The organism is Nonomuraea sp. NPDC049400 (assembly GCF_044466425.1).
Taxonomy (GTDB): domain Bacteria; phylum Actinomycetota; class Actinomycetes; order Streptosporangiales; family Streptosporangiaceae; genus Nonomuraea.
In genome coordinates, this window is record NZ_JBITMP010000049.1 from 1 (window position 1) to 19,802 (window position 19,802).

At 69.1% G+C, this 19,802-nt stretch carries 18 protein-coding genes; 3 read left to right on the forward strand and 15 right to left on the reverse strand.

Annotation, left to right across the window (positions count from 1 at the left end; genetic code table 11):
- Positions 1-493: 493 nt before the first annotated feature.
- Both rsgA and ACIBVN_RS47155 read left to right on the forward strand, forming a co-directional pair.
- Positions 494-1,582, forward strand: a complete 1,089-nt coding sequence (gene rsgA, locus ACIBVN_RS47150) for a ribosome small subunit-dependent GTPase A (protein ID WP_397147073.1) — start codon at positions 494-496, stop codon at positions 1,580-1,582.
- A 59-nt stretch (positions 1,583-1,641) separates the two neighbouring features.
- Positions 1,642-2,157 carry a GNAT family N-acetyltransferase gene (locus ACIBVN_RS47155; protein WP_397147075.1) on the forward strand — a complete coding sequence of 172 codons (516 nt, stop codon included), beginning with the start codon at positions 1,642-1,644 and terminating at the stop codon, positions 2,155-2,157.
- A gap of 58 nt (positions 2,158-2,215) precedes the next feature.
- Here ACIBVN_RS47155 and ACIBVN_RS47160 read toward each other — a convergent pair whose 3' ends face one another.
- The 3 genes from ACIBVN_RS47160 to ACIBVN_RS47170 all read right to left on the reverse strand — a co-directional run bounded on the left by ACIBVN_RS47160 (position 2,216) and on the right by ACIBVN_RS47170 (position 4,726).
- Positions 2,216-2,608 (reverse strand): DUF3224 domain-containing protein, encoded by a 393-nt coding sequence (locus ACIBVN_RS47160; protein WP_397147077.1) that lies wholly within the window; start codon positions 2,606-2,608, stop codon positions 2,216-2,218.
- Between the two features lie 36 nt (positions 2,609-2,644).
- Positions 2,645-3,421 (reverse strand): LLM class flavin-dependent oxidoreductase, encoded by a 777-nt coding sequence (locus ACIBVN_RS47165; RefSeq protein WP_397147079.1) that lies wholly within the window; start codon positions 3,419-3,421, stop codon positions 2,645-2,647.
- Between the two features lie 90 nt (positions 3,422-3,511).
- Entirely contained in the window at positions 3,512-4,726 is a 1,215-nt protein-coding gene (locus tag ACIBVN_RS47170) for an FAD-binding protein (RefSeq protein WP_397147081.1), read from the reverse strand.
- Between the two features lie 73 nt (positions 4,727-4,799).
- Between ACIBVN_RS47170 and ACIBVN_RS47175 the strand changes: the two genes are divergently transcribed.
- Positions 4,800-5,147: a PLD nuclease N-terminal domain-containing protein gene (locus tag ACIBVN_RS47175; protein WP_397147083.1), complete on the forward strand. Its 348-nt coding sequence runs from the start codon at positions 4,800-4,802 to the stop codon at positions 5,145-5,147.
- Here the strand turns inward: ACIBVN_RS47175 and araA are convergent.
- The 12 genes from araA to ACIBVN_RS47235 form a co-directional block, all read right to left on the reverse strand.
- Positions 5,144-6,610: an L-arabinose isomerase gene (gene araA / locus ACIBVN_RS47180; RefSeq protein WP_397147084.1), complete on the reverse strand. Its 1,467-nt coding sequence runs from the start codon at positions 6,608-6,610 to the stop codon at positions 5,144-5,146. The genes ACIBVN_RS47175 and araA overlap by 4 nt on opposite strands.
- Positions 6,607-7,260 carry an L-ribulose-5-phosphate 4-epimerase gene (locus ACIBVN_RS47185; RefSeq protein ID WP_397147086.1) on the reverse strand — a complete coding sequence of 218 codons (654 nt, stop codon included), beginning with the start codon at positions 7,258-7,260 and terminating at the stop codon, positions 6,607-6,609. The genes araA and ACIBVN_RS47185 overlap by 4 nt, the downstream gene beginning before the upstream one ends.
- Positions 7,257-8,879, reverse strand: coding sequence for a ribulokinase (araB, locus tag ACIBVN_RS47190; RefSeq protein ID WP_397147221.1), 1,623 nt, complete (start codon positions 8,877-8,879; stop codon positions 7,257-7,259). The genes ACIBVN_RS47185 and araB overlap by 4 nt, the downstream gene beginning before the upstream one ends.
- A 56-nt stretch (positions 8,880-8,935) precedes the next feature.
- Positions 8,936-9,949, reverse strand: coding sequence for a LacI family DNA-binding transcriptional regulator (locus ACIBVN_RS47195; RefSeq protein ID WP_397147088.1), 1,014 nt, complete (start codon positions 9,947-9,949; stop codon positions 8,936-8,938).
- Between the two features lie 33 nt (positions 9,950-9,982).
- Complete coding sequence (mmsB, locus tag ACIBVN_RS47200; protein WP_397147090.1) at positions 9,983-11,242, reverse strand: multiple monosaccharide ABC transporter permease; 1,260 nt, start codon at positions 11,240-11,242, stop codon at positions 9,983-9,985.
- Positions 11,239-12,771, reverse strand: coding sequence for a multiple monosaccharide ABC transporter ATP-binding protein (gene mmsA / locus ACIBVN_RS47205; protein ID WP_397147092.1), 1,533 nt, complete (start codon positions 12,769-12,771; stop codon positions 11,239-11,241). The genes mmsB and mmsA overlap by 4 nt, the downstream gene beginning before the upstream one ends.
- A 55-nt stretch (positions 12,772-12,826) precedes the next feature.
- Positions 12,827-13,936: a multiple monosaccharide ABC transporter substrate-binding protein gene (chvE, locus tag ACIBVN_RS47210; RefSeq protein WP_397147094.1), complete on the reverse strand. Its 1,110-nt coding sequence runs from the start codon at positions 13,934-13,936 to the stop codon at positions 12,827-12,829.
- Positions 13,937-14,128: 192 nt separating this feature from the next.
- On the reverse strand, positions 14,129-15,112 hold the full coding sequence (yjfF, locus tag ACIBVN_RS47215) for a galactofuranose ABC transporter, permease protein YjfF (RefSeq protein ID WP_397147096.1): 984 nt from the start codon (positions 15,110-15,112) through the stop codon (positions 14,129-14,131).
- Positions 15,109-16,122 (reverse strand): ABC transporter permease, encoded by a 1,014-nt coding sequence (locus ACIBVN_RS47220; protein WP_397147098.1) that lies wholly within the window; start codon positions 16,120-16,122, stop codon positions 15,109-15,111. Before ACIBVN_RS47220 ends, yjfF begins: the two co-directional genes overlap by 4 nt.
- A complete protein-coding gene (locus ACIBVN_RS47225) occupies positions 16,119-17,630 on the reverse strand; it encodes a sugar ABC transporter ATP-binding protein (protein ID WP_397147100.1) in 1,512 nt (503 codons plus the stop codon). Before ACIBVN_RS47225 ends, ACIBVN_RS47220 begins: the two co-directional genes overlap by 4 nt.
- A 108-nt stretch (positions 17,631-17,738) precedes the next feature.
- Entirely contained in the window at positions 17,739-18,719 is a 981-nt protein-coding gene (locus tag ACIBVN_RS47230; RefSeq protein WP_397147102.1) for an ABC transporter substrate-binding protein, read from the reverse strand.
- A 257-nt stretch (positions 18,720-18,976) separates the two neighbouring features.
- Entirely contained in the window at positions 18,977-19,729 is a 753-nt protein-coding gene (locus ACIBVN_RS47235) for a metallophosphoesterase (protein ID WP_397147104.1), read from the reverse strand.
- Between the last annotated feature and the right edge of the window lie 73 nt (positions 19,730-19,802).

The following is a 19,802-nucleotide window of genomic DNA, read 5'->3' on the forward strand; positions in this document are numbered from 1 at the left end:
TCGATCTCTCCCCACGCCCGGTGACCTACATCGATCACCTTGGCACACGAGGAGAGACCGACACGAGATAGATCAAAAAACACCAGCTACCTAGAACGGCACCGGCGAACGTGGCCCGAACTGCATTTCTGGGAAACGATCACACTCCGGCCGGGAAGCGATCTTTCGTCGCTCCCTGTCGTTCCAGGTCAGCCATACTCGTGAACGCCCCACCCGATTCGCATTCAACGGCGGTGTCCATCAGGGCGCCGCCGTTTTTGCGCCGGGCATTTCGGTGCTATGGTGTCGATCATCGATGTCGGATACGGGATGAGAGAGGGAGGTGAGGTTTGATGACCGCGGTGAAGACCGCTGCCCTGCGCAGCGCCCGGACAATCCTCACGTCCCGGGCCCCGGTCTGACCCACTTCTGCCCTCCTGTCATGAGCCGCCCGGCTCACGGGGTGGGTGACGCCTGAGTCCTGCCGGGGTCCCTTCCCGCAAGGTGTCTCACGTTGAAATCTTCCTTCACGGATTCCTCCGTTCCCGCCGGCCTGTCCCGGTACGGCTGGACGCCGGCACTCGACGGCGTCTTCGCCGGCCACCGCACGGCCGGCCTGGTACCCGCCCGGATCATGCGCGTGCATCGAGGCTCGTGTGACGCGATCACCGAGCACGGCCCCGTCCGGGCCGCCATTCCGGCGCCGCATGACGCCGACCCCCTGGCCGCGCCGTGCACCGGCGACTGGGCGGCGCTGCGCCCCGGCCGGGACCCCGAACTGGTGGCGCTGCTCCCGCGGCGCAGCGCGATCGTGCGCTCTTCGGCGTCACGTACCTCTCACGGGCAGGTGCTGGCCGCCAACGTCGACACCGTCGTCGTCGCGCTCTCCCTGGCCGCCCCGCTGAACGCCGCACGGCTGGAGCGCTTCCTCGCCCTGGCCTGGAGCAGCGGCGCGCAGCCGCTGATCGCCCTGACCAAGGCCGATCTGGTGGCCGACGCCATGGCCGCGCACGACGAGGTCGGCGCGCTCGCACCCGGCGTCGGTATCGTGGTCACCAGCGCGGCCGACGGCCACAACGTCGACGTGCTGACCGCGCTGCTGGGCGACGGCACCACGGTCCTGCTCGGGCCCTCCGGGGCGGGCAAGTCCACGCTCGGCAACGCCCTGCTGGGCGAGGAACTGCTGGCCACCGGCACGGTACGGGAACAGGACGGCAAGGGCCGGCACACCACCGTCCGCCGCGAACTGGTCCCGCTGCCCGGCGGCGGCGTGCTCATCGACACTCCGGGCCTGCGCGCGATCAGTCTCCATGACGCCGCCGACGGCCTGGAGCAGGTCTTCGCCGAGATCGAACGGCTCGCGGAGAGCTGCCGCTTCGGCGACTGCGCCCACGAGAGCGAGCCCGGCTGCGCGGTACAGGCCGCCATCCAGGCAGGTGACCTGGTCGAGCGCCGCCTGGCCAGCTACCGCAAACTCCAGCGCGAGACCGCCTGGCAGGCCTCACGCACCGACGCCCGGCTGCGCGACGAGCGCGTCGGCCGGCAGAAATCCATCAGCAGCCATCTCCGCGCCACCTACAAGTTCCGGGACCGGCAGCTGTGAACGCGCCCAGCCGCCCGAGCCCCGACCCCTCCCCGATGACCGCAGAAAAGGACTCCATCATGACCACTGCTTGGATCACCCGTCCCGAGACCGACGCCGACCGCGACCAGATCCGGGAGGTCAACCTCGCCGCCTTCCCCACCGCGCACGAGGCCGACCTGGTCGAGGCGCTGCGCTCCGACCCTGCGGCCTGGCTGCCCGGCCTGTCGTGGATCGCGCAGCAGCCCGACGGCGGCGCCATCGACGGGTTCGCGCTGCTCACGCGCTGCCACGTCGACGGCTCCCCCGCCCTCGCCCTGGGCCCGTGCGCCGTACGGCCCGAGCAGCAGGGTCGCGGCGCCGGTTCGGCGGCCATCCGCGCCGCCCTTGACGCCGCCCGGCAGCAGGGCGAGAACCTGGTCCTCGTGCTCGGCCACGCCGAGTACTACCCGCGCTTCGGCTTCGCCCCGGCCTCGCGCCTGGCCATCCGGCCACCCTTCGACGTCGAGGACAAGTACATGATGGCGCTCGTCTTCGACCCCTCCCGGCCCGTGCCGTCCGGCACCATCCGTTACGCGGACGCGTTCGGAGTCTGATCCCATACGGCGGTGTCCTCCGGGGCACCGCCGTTTCCGCCTGGGGAAGTCAGGGGGCTCAGAGGGTGAAGTCGAAGGTGTAGGAGTGGCCGCCGTCGGGGCCGATGATGATGTTCATCTCGCCCCTGAGCCCCCGCAACTCCCCGGTGGCCGAGTCGGGGACGACCGTGACGGTCAGCGACTGCTGCCCGCGGTCGCTGACCGCGTTGTGCTGCACGACGAAGGCCCCCGAGCGGCCGTCCAGGGTGCCCTCGATGCGCTCCATGGCCACGTACGCGCGCGAGTCCTCGACCTCCGTCGAGGCGACCAGCAGATACACGACACTGGTGCCGGTCAGGTCTCCGTGGAAGGTCTTGGACATGGTCACGAGCCCGAACGAGACGCCGTCGCGCTCCTCGAAGGGCGGCTTGGCGTCCCAGCCGGCGGTGTCGAAGGTTCCCTTGGCAAACATGTGCACCATCATGCCGGGCATACCTGTCGATTCCGGTCAGGTACCGGTGAGCCGCTCCACCACCGGGGCGAACTCGTCGAGATACTGGGCGTTCACCGACACGTAGGAGACGCCCAGCCTGTCCCTGCGCTTGCGGAGCGTGTCGGCCATCTCGTCGACCGTGCCCGTCAGGACCCCGGTGCCGTCCGCCGGGACGGACAGCCAGGAGGGCGGCTCCGCGCCGGCGGCCGCGAGGTTCATGCTGAGCTCCAGGTCGTGGAAGCGGTCGCCGGCCAGCTCGTACAGCTCGTCCAGCTTCGCCGCCACCTGGTCCTCCGTGTAGTGCGGCGGCACGCCCAGCGCCACCGTGCCGGCCTTCTGGGCGGCCAGCCTGAGCAGCCTGGTCCCGGACGCGGCGACCAGCACGCGCACGTCCTTGACGGCGTCGATGGTCCGGGAGAGCCGTTCGATGCGCTGGCTCGGTGTGCCGAACGTGACGCCGAGCGCCGCGGCGTCCCGCTCCGCGTCCGGGCGCCCGGCGCCCAGGCCCAGCTCGAAGCGGCCGCCGGTCAGCGTGTGCAGGGTGGCGGTCTCCCACGCCACGATCTCGGGCGTGCGGTTGGCGGCGCTCAGCACGAACGTGCCGACGCGCAGGGTCGTGGTGGCCGCCGCGGCGACGGCGGCGGCGATGAAGGGCGACAGCGTGCCGAGCGTGTCGGGCACCAGCAGCGTCGAGTAGCCGAGGCGCTCCGCCCGGCGGGCCAGTCCGGTCCACGCGTCGGCGTCAGTGGCGTGTCCGGCGACCGCGCCGAACCTGAACGGGTGATCGGTCATGCCACCAACGATCGCCGAAGCGCAGGCCAGGCACATCGTCCGCCGGGCCGGTGACGCGCTACATCCCGGGGCGCAAGCCCGCGCGGGAGGCTACTCCCCCAGCAGTATCCGCGTGAAGTCGTTGGCGAACTTGCCGTCGGGGTCGAGCCGCCGTGCGAGGGAGCGGAAGCGGTCGGGGCACTCGGGCCAGCGGGTGAACAGCTTGCCCCAGTGCGGTCTGGGCCCGAACGGCGCCAGCGTCTCCTCCACCAGCTCCAGCACCGGCAGCACCCCGGCGACGTCCTTCACCCAGGTGAAGTGGATGCCCACGCTGTCGCGGCCGTGGAACGGGCTGAGCCACAGGTCGTCGGCCGCGATCGAGCGCACTTCGGAGATGTGCAGGACGGGCCGGATCCGGTCGCCGATCGCGTACAGCTCGCGCAGCGCCTTGACCGCGTGCTCCCTGGGCAGGATGAGCTCCGACTGCAGCTCGTTGCCCGCGCCGCTCGGCTCGGCGTCGTGCCGGAAGTGCGGCAGCCGCTCGTACCACGGACCGGGCACGCCGAGCTGGACCGTGCAGCTCTCGGCCGGCATGCCGGGCAGGGGGTGGCGGGGGCCGTCGGCGGCGGTGGTGCCGTACCAGTCGGGGCTGGTCAGCTCCTCCGTGCGCTTGAGCCAGACGCGGGTGTCGCGCCAGTCGGTGAAGAGGCTGACGCTGTAGCCGCCGGCCATGATCGCGTCGAAGTCGGCGAGCGCGTCCACGGTCAGGCCCTCGCGTACGTACTGGCGCACCTCGAAGGCCGGCACCAGGTCGAGGGTCACCGACGTGACGATGCCGAGCGCGCCGAGCGCCACCACCGCGCCGGGGAAGTCGGCGTCGCCGCGGGAGAGCGTCAGCAGCGTGCCGTCGGCGGTGACGAGGTCGAGCGACGACACGGCGGCGGCCAGGCTGGGCACGGCGTCGCCGGAGCCGTGCGTGCCGGTCGCGACCGAGCCCGCCACGGAGATGTGCGGCAGCGAGGCCATGTTCGCCAGCGCGAACCCGGCCTGGTGCACCAGCGGCGCGAGCCGCGCGTACGTCATGCGCGCGGGCACCCGCACCTTGGCCGCCGCGCTGTCGATCTCCACCGCGTCCGGCATCCGGTCGAGCACCACGAGGTCGCCGGTGGTGTCCGCGACGTCGTTGAACGAGTGGCCGCTCCCCAGCGCCCGCACGCGGGAACTGGCCGCGACGAGCCGCTGGAGCTCGTCGAGCGAGGCCGGATGATGCACAGCTTGCGCCCGAAATGCGGTGTTTCCCGCCCAGTTGGTCAGCGTCACGGCCATACCTTCCCACAGCCCGCCTTGTCAGCCCCGGCCGGGTGCCGTTAGTTTCGAGTGCCGCTGACGGAGGTGTGCCGTGCTCTACTTGTCCGAGGCCATCGGGCTTGTCACGCTTGTGCTCTGGCTCTACTGCCTCTTCGACGTCATCACCACGCCCGACGTGCTCTGCAGAAACCTGCCGAAGCTCGCCTGGGTGCTCATCGTGCTGCTCTTCCCGCTGATCGGCTCCATCGCCTGGCTCGTGGCGGGGCGCCCGGCGCGGTCGCAGGCGGTCACGCAGCCGAGCGCGTTCCCCGAGTACGACCGTCCCGGCCGCTTCGCCGCCACCAACCCCGATGACGACGAGGAGTTCCTGCGCCGCTGCCGCGAGCGTGCCGAGGAGCAGCGCAGGAACGCCCCGAAGAAACCCTCCGACGACGACTAGAAGCCCTGGGCCAGGCGGTAGTACGCCTGGTTCCAGCGCAGCTCCTTGGCGAAGCGCTCGGTCGTCGTGTCGGCGTCGATGATCACCAGCTCCACGCCGAGCATGTCGGCCAGGTCGGTCAGCTCCTCGCGGCCGACGACCGTGGACAGCACCGTGTGGTGCGGCGCGCCCGCCGTGAGCCACGACTCGGTGGACGTGCGGAAGTTGGGGCGGGGAGTCCAGACCGCGCGGGCGACCGGCAGCTTGGGCAGCGGCTGGGGCGGCGCCACGAGGTCGATCTCGTTGGCCACCAGCCGGAACCTGTCGCCCATGTCGGCCAGGCCCACGACGATGCCGGGCCCCGGCTCGGCGTCGAACACGAGCCGGACCGGGTCCTCCCTGCCGCCGATGCCCAGCGGGTGGATCTCGCACGACGGCGTGCCGGAGGCGATCGAGGGGCAGACCTCCAGCATGTGCGCGCCGAGGATGAGCTCCTGGCCGGGCGTCAGGTCGTAGGTGTAGTCCTCCATGAACGACGTGCCGCCCGGCGCCCCCTTGTCAGACATGGCCTTCAGGGTGCGCAGCAGCACCGAGGTCTTCCAGTCGCCCTCGCCGCCGAAGCCGTACCCGTCGGCCATGAGCCGCTGCACGGCCAGGCCGGGAAGCTGGCGCAGGCCGCCGAGGTCCTCGAAGTTCGTGGTGAACGCCCTGAAGCCGCCCGCCTCGAGGAAGCCGCGCAGGCCCAGCTCGATCCTGGCGGCGTAACGCAGCGACTCGTTGCGCTCGCCGAGCAGCTCGGGCGCGACGGTGTACTGCTCCGCGTACTCCTTGACCAGCGCCGTCACGTCCGCGTCGGACGCCGCGTCCACGGCCTCGACCAGGTCGTTGACGCCGTAGGTGTTCACCGAGACGCCGAAGCGCAGCTGGGCCTCGACCTTGTCGCCCTCGGTGACCGCCACGTCGCGCATGTTGTCGCCGAAGCGGGCCAGCTTCAGCGTGCGGACCTCAGCCAGGCCCTTGGCCGCGTGCACCCAGGACTGGATGCGCTCGCCCACCGACGGGTCGCTGACGTGCCCGGCCACGGTCTTGCGCGGCACGCCCAGGCGGGTCTGCACGAACCCGAACTCGCGGTCGCCGTGCGCGGCCTGGTTGAGGTTCATGAAGTCCATGTCGATGGTGCTCCACGGGAGCTCCACGTTGGCCTGCGTGTGCAGGTGCAGCAGCGGCTTGCGCAGCGCGTCGAGCCCCGCGATCCACATCTTGGCCGGGGAGAACGTGTGCATCCACGCGATCACGCCGGCGCACTCGTCGTCGGCGTTGGCCTCCAGCATGACCCGCCTGATCGCCGCGGCGTCGGTGAGCACGGGCTTCCAGTCCACGGGCACGGGAAGCTGCTCGGCGATCCGCTGGGACTGCTCGGCCACCTGGCGCAACGTGTCCTCGCCGTACAGCCCCTGGCTGCCGGTCAGAAACCAGATCTTCAACGCGGGCTCCTCTGTCCGTAGACGTTCTGATAGCGGTCGTACAGGCGGTCGATGTCGTCCTGCGGGATGGGCAGCGGCTGGCCGAGCTGCCTGGCCATGTGGACGGTACGGGCCACGTCCTCGCACATCACGGCGGCCTTCACCGCGGCCTTGGCATCCTTGCCGATGCTGAACACGCCGTGGTTCTGCATGAGGACGGCCTTGGACCGGTGGCCCTTGAGCGTCTCGACGATGCCCTGGCCGATCGAGTCGTCGCCGATCAGCGCGAACGGGCCGACCGGGATCTCGCCGCCGAACTCGTCGGCCATCGCGGTCAGCACGCAGGGGATGGCCTCGCCCCGGGCGGCCCACGCCGAGGCGTAGGTGGAGTGGGTGTGCACGACGCCGCCGACGTCGGGCATGTTGCGGTAGACGTACGCGTGCGCGGCGGTGTCGCTGGACGGCGAGTGCTCACCCTCCACGAGGTTGCCGTCGAGGTCGCACACGACCATGTTCTCCGGCGTCAGCTCGTCGTAGGAGACCCCGGACGGCTTGATCACGAACAGGTCCTCGCCGGGGATCCGGCCCGAGACGTTTCCGGCCGTCCAGACCACCAGGTTGTAGCGCACGAGCTCGGCGTGCAGATCGGCGACGATCTTCCTGATGGTCATGCCTGGGCCTCGTTCCTGATCGCGCGGAGGGTGTGCAGCATCTTTCCGTCTCCGAAGAAGTCGTGGAGCCCGCGGTACTCGGCGTAGAGGCGGTCGTAGGCGTCCGCCCTGGCCTCGTCGGGCACGTACGCGGCCTCGGTGCGCTTGCCCATGGCCGCGGCGGCCTCCTCGATGCCCGGGTAGGCGCCGGCGGCGACGGCCGCGTGGATGGCCGAGCCGAGCGCGGGCCCCTGGTCGGAGCCGATGACCGACAGCGGGCGGCGCAGCACGTCGGCGTACACCTGCATGAGGAAGCGGTTCTTCAGCAGGCCGCCGGCGACCACGAACTCCTCGACCGGCACGCCCGACTTCTCGAACGTCTCCACGATCATGCGGGCGCCGAACGCCGTGGACTCGATGAGCGCCCGGTAGACGTCCTCGGGCTTGGTGGCCAGGGTCTGGCCGATGATCACCCCGGAGAGGTTGTGGTCCACGAGCACCGAGCGGTTGCCGCCGAACCAGTCGAGCGCGACCAGCCCGTGCTCGCCGACGGCCTGCTTCTCGGCCAGCGCGGTGAGGCGTTCGTGGTCCAGGTCGCCGCCGAAGTTGTCCACGAACCAGGCGAAGATGTCGCCGACCGCCGACTGGCCGGCCTCGTAGCCCCACAGGCCCGGGACGATGCCGTCGCGTACGACGCCGCACATGCCGGGCACCTCGGCGAGCCGGTCGCTGGGCATGATGTGGCAGGTGGAGGTGCCCATGATGGCCACCATCTGGCCGGGCCTGACGGCGTCGGCGGCGGCCGCGGTGACGTGGGCGTCCACGTTGCCGACCGCCACGGCGGCGCCCTCGGGGATGCCGGTCCACTCGGCCGCCTGCGCGGTCAGGCGTCCGGCGAGGCCGCCGAGCGGGGCCAGCGTCGTGCCGTTGACCTGCTCGCCGACCTGTCCGGTTGCGAGCTTGCCCACGAAGCCGGCGAAACCGGGGTTGAGCTCGGCGAGGTACTCCTCCGACGGGTAGCCGCCGTCCTGGAATATCCCCTTGTAGCCGACAGTGCAGATGTTGCGGCTCTCCACGCCGGTGAGCTGCCAGATGATCCAGTCGGCGGCCTCGATCCAGCGCTCGGCCCTGGCGTACACCTCGGGGGCCTCCTCCAGGACCTGCAGGCCCTTGGCGAACTCCCACTCCGAGGAGATCTTGCCGCCGTAGCGCGGCAGCCAGCTCTCGCCCCGGCGCGCGGCCAGCTCGTTGATCCGGTCCGCGTGCGGCTGCGCGGCGTGGTGCTTCCACAGCTTCGGCCAGGCGTGCGGCTCGTCCGGGGTCTGGAAGCACAGCGGCGTGCCGTCGGCCGTGGTGGGCAGCACGGTGCAGGCGGTGAAGTCGGTGCCGACGCCGATGACCTCTTCGGGTGCGACACCGGCGGCGGCGATCGCCTGGGGCACGGCGATCTTCAGCACGTCGATCCAGTCCTGCGGCGACTGCAGCGCCCAGTCCGGCCCCAGCCTCTTGCCGGAGCCGGGCAGGCTGTGCTCGATCACGCGGTGGGCGTACTCATGGACGGCGCTGCCCAGCTCGGCGCCGTCGCTGACGCGGACGACGACGGCACGCCCTGAGAGCGTGCCGAAGTCCACTCCGACCACGTAACTGTTAGCGTTCACATTTTACTCCCGGGGGTTATTTCCATGCCAATCATCGCCTACCGAACCGGCGCCGTGCTCGACCGTACGACGAAGCTGGGCGGCACGACCAGGCGCTCGAACGCGGTCGGCCCCACGTCGATCTGCCGCAGCAGCACCTCGATGCAGTGCCGGCCCACCACGTCGAAGTCCTGCCTGACCGTGGTGAGCGGCGGCGAGAAGAACTCCGACTCTGGGATGTCGTCGAAGCCCACCACGCTGATCTGGTCGGGGACCCGCACGCCCGCCTCGCTGAGCGCCCGCAGCACGCCGAGCGCCATCTGGTCGTTGCCCGCGAACACGGCCGTGACGCCCTCCATCGCGGCCAGGCTCTTGCCCGCCTCGTAGCCGGCGCGGGGGCTCCAGTCGCCGGCCAGCGGCTCGGGCACCGGCCGGCCCGCCTCTCTCAGGGCGGCGCGCCAGCCCTCCATCCGGCCCTCGGTCTCCAGCCAGTCGGGCGGGCCGCTGACGTGCCACACGGTCTCGTGGCCCAGCTCCAGCAGGTGGCGGGTGGCGAGCCTGGCGCCCTGGACCTGGTCGATGCAGACCACCGACACGTCGGCGGCGTGCGTGCCCTCGACCGCCACCGCCGGCATGCCGGGCGGCAGGTTCTCCAGGGCCCGCCCGGCCGAGCGCTGCGGCGCGACCACCACGACCCCGTCCACGCCCTGCTCGGCGAGGTAGTCGATGGCGTCGCGCACGCTCGCCGCGTCGATCGACTTCAGGCTGACGATGCTGACGAAATAGCCCGCGGTCCTGGCCGCCTGCTCGATGCCGTAGATCGTGCTGGCCGGGCCGTACAGGGTGGTGTCGAAGCTCACCACGCCGAGCGTCCGCGACCGCTTGGTGACCAGGGCACGGGCGACCAGGTTGCGTCGGTAACCCAGCCGGGTGATCGCCTCCTCCACCCGGGCCCGGGTGTCGGGCCGGACGTTCGGGTGGTCGTTGAGCACCCGGGAGACCGTCTGGTGCGACACGCCCGCCTCCTTGGCCACGTCGGCCATGACCGGCAGGCGGCGCTTGGGGGTCGTCACGGTCTCTCCTTTCGCTGGGCTCAGGGGATCTTACTAACGCGAGGCACCCGCCCTACGCTTTGTCCACACATCGAACGCGACGGCCGCCAGGAGGACGGCGCCCTTGACGAGCATGACCCGCTCGCTGGGCGAGCCGATCAGGGACATGCCGTTGTTGATGACCGCCATGATCAGGCCGCCGGTGATCGCGCCGACCACCTTGCCGACGCCGCCCTGCACGGCCGCGCCGCCGATGAAGGCCGCCGCGATGGCGTCCAGCTCGAAGCTGTCGCCCGCGGTGGGACCCGCCTGGTTGAGCCGCCCGGCGAAGATGATGCCGGCGATGGCCGACAGCACGCCCATGTTGACGAAGATCCAGAAGACCACCGACTTGACCTTCACGCCGGACATGACCGCCGCCTGAAGGTTGCCGCCGATGGCGTAGATCTGCCGGCCGAAGACCGTGCGGTTGGCCATCAGCGAGTACCCCAGCACGAGCACCGCCAGCAGCACCAGAACCCACGGGAGGTTCTTGAAGCGGGCGAGCTGCACGACCAGGAAGAGGATCAGCGCGGCCCCGGCAGCCAGCTTCAGCACGAACAGCGCCATCGGCTCCACCGCCTGGCCGTAGCCGCGGCGGGCGTTGCGGGTGCGCCACTGGCTGGCCGCCATGCCGGCGATGGCGACGATGCCGATCAGCAGGCTGAACAGGTCGGCGCCGCCGAGCGGGCCGAGGCCGATGTTGCCGAGGTAGCCGTTGGTGAAGCCGTTGGCCAGCGTGCGGACCTGGTCGGGGAACGGGCCGATGCCCTGGTTGCCCAGCACGGTCAGGGTCAGCGCCCTGAACAGCAGCATGCCCGCCAGCGTCACGATGAACGCCGGGATGCCGAAGTACGCGATCCAGTATCCCTGCCAGGCCCCGATGAGCGCCCCGGCCACCAGCGTGACCAGCAGGGCCAGCGGCCACGGCCAGCCCATGTTCACCATGAGCACGGCGGCCAATGCTCCCGTGACCGCCACCACCGAGCCGACCGACAGGTCGATGTGCCCGGCGATGATGATCAGGATCATGCCGATCGCGAGGATCAGGACGTAGGAGTTCTGGACGATGATGTTGGAGATGTTCTGCGGCTGGAGCATCGCGCCGTCGGTCAGCACCGAGAACAGCACGACGATCAGCGCGAAGGCGATGTAGATGCCGCTGGATCGCAGGTTGAGCGACACTCCGCCGAGCGACACCCTGCCCGGCTGCCGTGGCGCTCCTCCGTCGCCCTTGGCGCCGACCTCCACGTCGGTGGGCGTGATGCTACTCATTTTTCCTGTCCCTTGGTCATCAAGTACATGAGGTGCTCCTGGGTGGCCTCCTGGCGCGGCACCTCGCCGGTGATGCGGCCCTCGGAGAGGGTGTAGATGCGGTCGCACAGGCCCAGCAGCTCGGGCAGCTCGGACGAGATCACGAGCACGGCCCTGCCCTGGTCGGCCAGGCGGTTGATGATCGTGTAGATCTCGTACTTGGCGCCGACGTCGATGCCCCTGGTGGGCTCGTCGAGGATGAGCACGTCAGGCTCGGTCAGGATCCACTTGGAGAGCACGACCTTCTGCTGGTTGCCGCCGCTCAGCTTGCCGACGACGCTGTTGACGCTGGGCGCCTTGATGTTCATGCTCTTGTGGAACTGCTCGGCGACCCGGTACTCCTCGTTCTCGTTGACCCAGCCGCGCTTGGACAGCCCGGTGAGCCCGGCCGCCGAGACGTTGCGCTTGATGTCCTCGATGAGGTTGAGTCCGTACCTCTTGCGGTCCTCGGTGGCGTAGGCGATGCCGTGCCCGATCGCGTCCTGCACGTTGCGGATCTCGATCGGCTTGCCGTCCTTGAAGATCTTGCCCGAGATGTGCACCCCGTACGTGCGCCCGAAGACGCTCATCGCCAGTTCGGTGCGCCCGGCGCCCATCAGCCCCGCGAGGCCGACGATCTCGCCCCGGCGCAGCGTCAGCGCGGCGCCGTCGACGACCTTCCTGCCGGGCTGGCTGGGACTGTAGACCGTCCAGTCCTCGATGCGCAGCACCTCCTCGCCGATCGTCGGCTCGTGCGGCGGGAAGCGGTTGTCGAGCGCGCGGCCGACCATGCCCGAGATGATGCGGTCCTCGGTGACCTGGCCGGAGGCCATCTCCAGCGTCTCGATCGTCTGCCCGTCGCGGATGATCGTGACGGCGTCGGCGATGGAGATGACCTCGTTCAGCTTGTGGGAGATGATCACGCAGGTGATGCCCTCGTCCCGCAGGCCGCGAAGGAGGTCGAGCAGATGGGCCGAGTCGTCGTCGTTGAGCGCGGCGGTCGGCTCGTCGAGGATGAGCAGCTTCACCTCTTTGGAGAGCGCCTTGGCGATCTCGACGAGCTGCTGCTTGCCCACGCCGATGTCGGAGATCGGGGTCGTCGGGTTCTCACGCAGGCCGACCCGCTTCATCAGCTCGCCGGCCTCGTAGTTGGTGCGGTTCCAGTCGATGAAGCCGCGCTTGGCTCGCTCGTTGCCGAGGAAGATGTTCTCCGCGATCGACAGCTGCGGGCTGAGGGCCAGCTCCTGGTGGATGATGACGATTCCGGCGTGCTCGCTGTCGCGGATGCCGCCGAACTCGACCGTCTTCCCCTCGAAAGTGATCTCGCCCTCGTACTCGCCGTGCGGGTAGACCCCGGAGAGCACCTTCATCAACGTCGACTTGCCTGCGCCGTTCTCGCCGCAGATGGCGTGGATCTCGCCCCGCCGGACGGAGAGGTTGACGTTCTGCAGCGCCTTGACGCCGGGGAACGTCTTGGTGATCCCGCTCATCCGCAAGATGTGCTCGGTCATGATGCCCCTCGCTCAGGGAAAGCCCGGGGACCTCGCGGTCCCCGGGCTCAGGCCCTTACTTGAGCTGGTCCTCGGTGTAGTAGTTACCGCCGATGATGATTTCCTTGTAGTTGCTCTTGTCCACGATCACCGGGTCGAGCAGGTACGACGGGACGACCTTGTTGCCGTTGTCGTAGTCCTTCTCGTTGTTCACCTCGGGCTTCTGGCCCTTGAGCACGGAGTCGGCCATCTTCACGGTCTGCTCGGCGAGCTTGCGGGTGTCCTTGAAGATGGTGGAGTACTGCTCGTCGGCGATGATCGACTTGACCGACTGGAGCTCGGCGTCCTGGCCGGTCACGATCGGGTACGGCTTGCTGTAGCCGGAGCTCTTCAGCGCCGACAGGATGCCGATGGACAGGCCGTCGTACGGGGAGAGCACGCCGTCGACCTTCTTGCCGCCGGTGTAGGTCTTGGTGAGGATGTCCTCCATGCGCTTCTGCGCCGTGGCCGGGTCCCACCGCAGGATGGCGGCCTGCTTGAAGTCGGTCTGGCCGCTCGCGACCTTCAGGGTGCCGTCGTCGATCTTCGGCTTGAGCACCGACATGGCGCCGTTCCAGAAGAACGTGGCGTTGTTGTCGTCGGGCGAGCCGCCGAACAGCTCGACGTTGAACGGGCCCTTCTTGCCGTCCTCGACGCCGAGGCCCTTGAGCAGCGAGGTCGCCTGCTGCACGCCGACCTTGAAGTTGTCGAACGTGGCGTAGTAGTCGACGTTCGGGCTGTTGCGGATGAGGCGGTCATAGGCGATGACCGGGATCTTGTTGTCGGCGGCCTGCTGCAGCTGCGAGGTGATCGCGGTGCCGTCGATCGAGGCGATGATCAGGAGCTTGGCGCCCTTGGTGATCTGGTTCTCGATCTGGTTGGCCTGAGTGGGGATGTCGTTCTCGGCGTACTGGAGGTCGACCTTGTAGCCCAGCTTCTCCAGCTGCTGCTTGACGTTGTCGCCGTCGTGGATCCAGCGCTCCGACGACTTCGTCGGCATCGTGACGCCGATCAGGGCGCCGGCGTTACCGGCGGCGGCCGAGGCGGAGGCCTGAACGTCCACGGTCTTCGTGCTCGAGCCGCAGGCCGTCATCGTCGCGGCGAGCGCGATGACGGACACCACGCCCCCGATTCGTCCCAATCTCATGTCATCTCCTTGCGATGGGGGTCGCGGCAGCGCTGGACGCGGGGCTGCCGATAGAGCGAGAGATTCAGTCACAGAGCGTGACGAATCAGAACAACATTCTCATTCGCTTTCCGCTGATTGTTATCGCTAACAACGACGATGTCAACGGCCGGGCATAACCTACCGGAAACTTTCGGGTAACTTTCCCGCAGGTCAGCGGCGGGATCGGGCGGAGAACAGGCGCTGCAGCAAGATGAAGACGAAGAGCAACATTCCAATGAAAATCTTCGTCCACCAGGACGACAGGGTGCCCTCGAAACTGATGATCGTCTGGATCAGGCCCAGCACGAGCACGCCCAGCATGGTGCCGAACAGGAAGCCGCTACCGCCGGTGAGCAGCGTACCGCCGATGACCACTGCCGCGATCGCGTCCAGCTCCATGCCCACGGCGTGCAGCCCGTAGCCGGAGAGCATGTAGAACGACAGCAGCACGCCGCCGAGGGCCGAGCAGAACCCGCTGATCGTGTAGACCGCGATCTTCGTCCGTCCCACGGGCAGCCCCATCAGCAGCGCCGACTGCTCGCTTCCGCCCGTGGCGTACACCGCGCGACCGAGCCGGGTGTAGTGCAGCACGTACGCGGCCACCAGCACGACCACCACGGCGACGATCACGCTCGGTGAGATCCACATGTCGGCGAACAGGTCGATCCTTGCCTGCGCGAACGCCGTGAACGTGGGGTCCTCGATCGGGATCGAGTCCGTGCCGATCGTGTAACACAGCCCTCTGGCCAGAAACATGCCCGCCAGCGTCACGATGAACGGCTGGATGTCGAAGGCGTGCACGATGTAGCCCATCACCAGCCCCAGCCCCGCCCCGATGACCAGCACCAGCGGGATCACCAGGTACGGCGGCCACCCCGGCCCCTGCATGAGGCTGGCCGAGATCATCGTGGACAGCGCCACCACGGACCCCACCGACAGGTCGATGCCCCCGGTCAGGATCACGAACGTCATCCCGACCGCCACCACCAGCAGGAAGGCGTTGTCGATGAAGACGTTGAGTATCACCTGGCCGCTGGCGAACCCCTCGTAGCGGATCCCCCCTGCCACGAACATGGCCAGGAACAGAAACCCGGTCACCAGGACCGGCAGGTACTTGGCGGGCACGCTCGCCCGCCCGATCGTCAGCGTCGTCATGTGGTGACTCGCACCTTCTCCTCGGCCACACGACTGGGGGGTGCGGCACGGCCACGTCTGCGGAACGCCTTCTCGCGGAAGGACGGGGACTGGATGAGGCAGACCGCCGTCACGACCAGCGCCTTGAACAGCAGCGTGGTCTCCGGCGGAACGCCGATCGAGTAGATCGTGGTGGTCAGGGTCTGGATGATCAGCGCGCCCAGCACGGTGCCGCCGAGCGAGAAGCGGCCGCCGGACAACGACGTGCCGCCGATCACGACGGCCAGGATGGCGTCCAGCTCGATCCACAGACCGGCGTTGTTGCCGTCGGCGCTTGAGACGTTCGAGCTGATCATCAGCCCGGCCACGCCCGCGCACAGGGCGGCGAAGGCGTACACCATGATGATGATCCCGCGCGCCCTGATGCCCGCGAGCCTGCTGGCCTCGGCGTTGCCGCCGACCGACTCGATCAGCATGCCCAGCGCCAGCCGCCGGGTGAGGAACGCGGTGATGGCCAGCACACCGATCACGATGAGGATGCCGAACGGCACGGTCAGCCAGTAGCCGCCGCCGATCAGCTTGTACGCGGGGCTGTTGACGGTGATGATCTGGCCGTCGGTGATGAGCTGGGCCAGGCCGCGCCCGGCCACCATGAGGATCAGCGTGGCGATGATCGGCTGGATGCCGACGCTCGCGACCAGGAACCCGTTCCAGGCCCCGAGCACCAGGCAGAGCCCGAGGGCCGTCGCCACGGCGGTGAACACGCTCGCGTCCTGGCTGATCTGCAGGCAGGCCAGCGCTCCCGAGATCGCCACCACCGAGCCGACCGACAGGTCGATCCCGCCGGTGGCGATGACCAGCGTCATCCCCAGCGACACCAGGATCAGCGGCGCGCCGAAGCGCAGGATGTCGATCAGGCTGCCGTACAGGTGGCCCTCTCTGACCTGGATCGAGAAGAAGCTCGGCGTGAAGAGCACGTTCAGCGCCAGCAGCAGTACGAGGACCACCGCCGGCCACAGCAGCCGCCTCATGAGGTCCGGCCTCCGCTCGCGATCGTTTCCATGAGCACGTCCGTCGTCAGCTCGTCGTCGTTGGGCAGCTCGGCCACCAGCCGCCGGTCGCGCAGCACCTCGACCTTGTGGCTGAGCCGCAGCACCTCCTCCAGCTCGGCCGAGATGAACAGCACCGCCATGCCGCCGCCGGACAGCTCAGCGACCAGGCGCTGGATCTCGGTCTTCGCGCCGACGTCGATGCCCCGGGTGGGCTCGTCCAGGATGAGCAGACGGGGCTCGAGGATGAGCCACCTGGCCAGCACGACCTTCTGCTGGTTGCCGCCGCTGAGGTTCCGTACGAGGTGCTCGGGGTTGGGCGGGCTGATCTTCAGCGCCTTGATGTACCTGCCGACCAGCTCCTCCTGCTGCTCGCGCGGCACCGGCCTGGTCCATCCCCTGGTGGCCTGGATGGCGAGGATGATGTTCTCGCGCACGGTGAGGTCGGGGATGAGCCCGTCGGCCTTGCGGTTCTCGGAGCAGAACGCGATCTTGTGGCTCATGGCCGCGCGCGGCGTGCGCAACGACGCCGGCGACCCGCCGATCGCGATCTCACCCGTGCCCGCGTGGTCCGCGCCGAACAGCAGCCTCGCGATCTCCGTACGGCCGGAGCCGAGCAGCCCCGCCAGACCCACGACCTCGCCCTCGTGGATGGTGAGCGTGAACGGCTCGATGGCGCCCGGCCTGCCCAGCTCGCGCGCCTCGACCAGCGGCCGGTCGAAGACCTTGGCCTCGCCGTGCAGCCGCTCCAGCGCGGCCAGCTCCTGGCCGATCATCTTGGCGACCAGCTCGACCTGCGGGAGCTGACTGGTGAGGTACTCGCCGACGAGCCGCCCGTTCCTGAGGATCGTCATGCGGTCAGATATCTCGTAGATCTGGTCGAGGAAGTGTGAGACGAAGAGGATGGCGATGCCCTCCTCCTTCAGCCTCCTCATCACCCTGAAGAGCTGCTCGACCTCGTCCGCGTCCAGGCTGGACGTGGGCTCGTCCAGGATCAGCACCCTCGCCTCGATGTCGATCGCCCGCGCGATGGCCACCATCTGCTGGATGGCCAGCGAGTACGTCGACAGCGGCGCCGACACGTCCAGGCTCAGCTCCAGCCGGGCCAGCAGCTCGCCGGCCCTGGCCCGCATCCGCTTCCAGTCGATGCGGCCTCTGCGGCGGGGCTCGCGGCCGATGAAGATGTTCTCGGCCACCGAGAGGTTCGTGCAGAGGTTGACCTCCTGGTAGACCGTGCTGATGCCGGCCTGCTGCGCCTCCAGCGGGCTGCCGAACGCCACGGGGGCGCCGCCCAGCTCGATGGTGCCCGCGTCGGCGGGGTGGACGCCGGTGAGCACCTTGATCAGGGTGGACTTGCCCGCGCCGTTCTCTCCCATGAGCGCGTGCACCTCCCCGGGCAGCAGTCTCAGGTCGACGCCGTCCAGGGCCTTCACGCCAGGGAACTGCTTGCCGATCCCGCTCATCGTCAGGACCGGCGCGGGTGCGGCCATTTCGCGCCTTTCTCTGTTGGGTGGGTTCCGCGCCCCGCACTCCGGCCGGTGAGGGCATCGCCCTTCCAAGGCCCCGGCCGAAGTGCGGGGGGCGACCCGGCCGGCGGATCAGTACTGACGGGAGGGCAGGGCCTGCTTGGCCTGCTCCTGCGTGAACGTGGTCTCCTCGGTCACCACGCGGGCAGGCACCTGCTCACCCTTGACGACCTTCTTGGCGAGGTCCATGAGCTGCGGGCCGAGCAGCGGCGAGCACTCGACGATGAAGCTGATCTTCCCGTCGGCCAGCGCCTGCATGCCGTCCTTGACCGCGTCCACGGTGATGATCTTGATGTCCTTGCCGGGCACCTTGCCCGCACCCTCGATGGCCTCGATCGCGCCCAGCCCCATGTCGTCGTTGTGCGCGTAGAGCACGTCGATGTCCGGGTTGGACTTCAGGAAGGCCTCCATGACCTCCTTGCCCTTGGCCCTGGTGAAGTCGCCGGTCTGCGAAGCGATGATCTTGAACTTCGGATCCGCCCCGATGACCTCCTGGAACCCGGACTTGCGGTCGTTGGCCGGCGCGGAGCCCGTCGTGCCCTGCAGCTCGACGATGTTCACCGGGTCCTTGCTGTCCTTGTACTCGTCGACCAGCCACTGGCCGGCCTTCTTGCCCTCCTCCACGAAGTCGGAGCCGAGGAAGGTCTTGTACAGGGAGGTGTCCTTGGAGTCGACGGCGCGGTCGGTCAGGATGACCGGGATCTTCGCGTTCTTGGCCTCCTTGAGCACGGTGTCCCAGCCCGACTCCACCACCGGCGAGAAGGCGATGATGTCCACCTTCTGCTGGATGTAGGAGCGGATGGCCTTGATCTGGTTCTCCTGCTTCTGCTGGGCGTCGGAGAACTTGAGCGTGATGCCCGCGCTCTTGGCCGAGTCCTGCACCGACTTGGTGTTCGCGGTCCGCCACCCGCTCTCCGCGCCGACCTGGGAGAAGCCCATGGTGATCGAGCCGCCGCCACCGCCGTCGCCACCGCTGCCGCCGCTGCCGCCGCATGCGCTCACCGACATCGCCGTGAGCCCGGCGAGCACCAGCGCCGAGATCCTCTTCAACACGTTGGGGGGTTCCCTTCTCATGTGAGCGCTAACATCACAAGAGCTACGCCAGCGCTTTTTTGCCTTCCTGTATTGCTTCCTGTACGGCTTGCGCCCCCGACCGCGCCGTGCCGAACGCTTCGAGAGCCCGCGTAACGGGGTCGCTCTGCCGACTGTGAACGCTAACAACGTGTTGCGTCAAGAGCTCCCGAGATTACGGTCGGGTCACACGGATCCGTGCCGACGGGGCGGACCCAGGCCGAGCCCGCCCCGCTTTCTCACTGGACGACGCGGTAGTGGGTGGTCACCCGGCCCTCATCGTCGAGGACGTGGAACGCGACCGACGGCGGCAGGTCGAAGTCCACGCAGTTGTCGAACGACGTGCCACCCTCCCACGGCAGCTTCAGCGTGGACACGACGCCCGGGGCGGCCAGCAGCGGACGCCCGGCGAAGGTGGTGGCGGCGGGCGTGTGGGCGTGGCCGACCAGCACGGCGGGCACGTTCGGGTGCCGCCCGAGCAGCTCGGCCAGCGGCTCGGGCGCGTGCAACCGGATCGAGTCCGCGGGCGGGCTGTGCAGGACGGCGGGCGGGTGGTGGAAGGCCACGAACACCGGCAGGTCCGCGCCGCCGAGCACGCTCTCCAGCCAGGCGAGCGTCCCGTCGTCCAGGTGGCCCGCGTCCTCGCCCGGGATGGAGGAGTCGCACATGGCGTAAACGGCCCCGGAGGTGCGGAGCACCTGGTTGATCGGCCCGTCGTCGTCCGGCCGCTGCTCGCCGAGCAGGACGCGGCGGAACTGCTCCCGTACGTCGTGGTTGCCGGGACCGACCAGGACCGGGTGGCGCGAGGTGAGCAGCTTGCGCGCCTCCTCGTACTCCTCGGCGAGCCCGTGGTCGGCGATGTCGCCGGTGACCAGCACGGCGTCGAGGTCGTAAGGGAGCGCGTCGAGGTAGCGCATGACGGAGGTGGCGCGCCCGATGCTCTGGGGTGTCGCGCCGATGTGGATGTCGCTCAGGTGAGCGATCACGATCATGTGAGGTGGTCCTTCCCTGTTCTGCCAGCTCACCCACCGTAGGCCGAGATACCGGACCAAACGTAAGATCCGG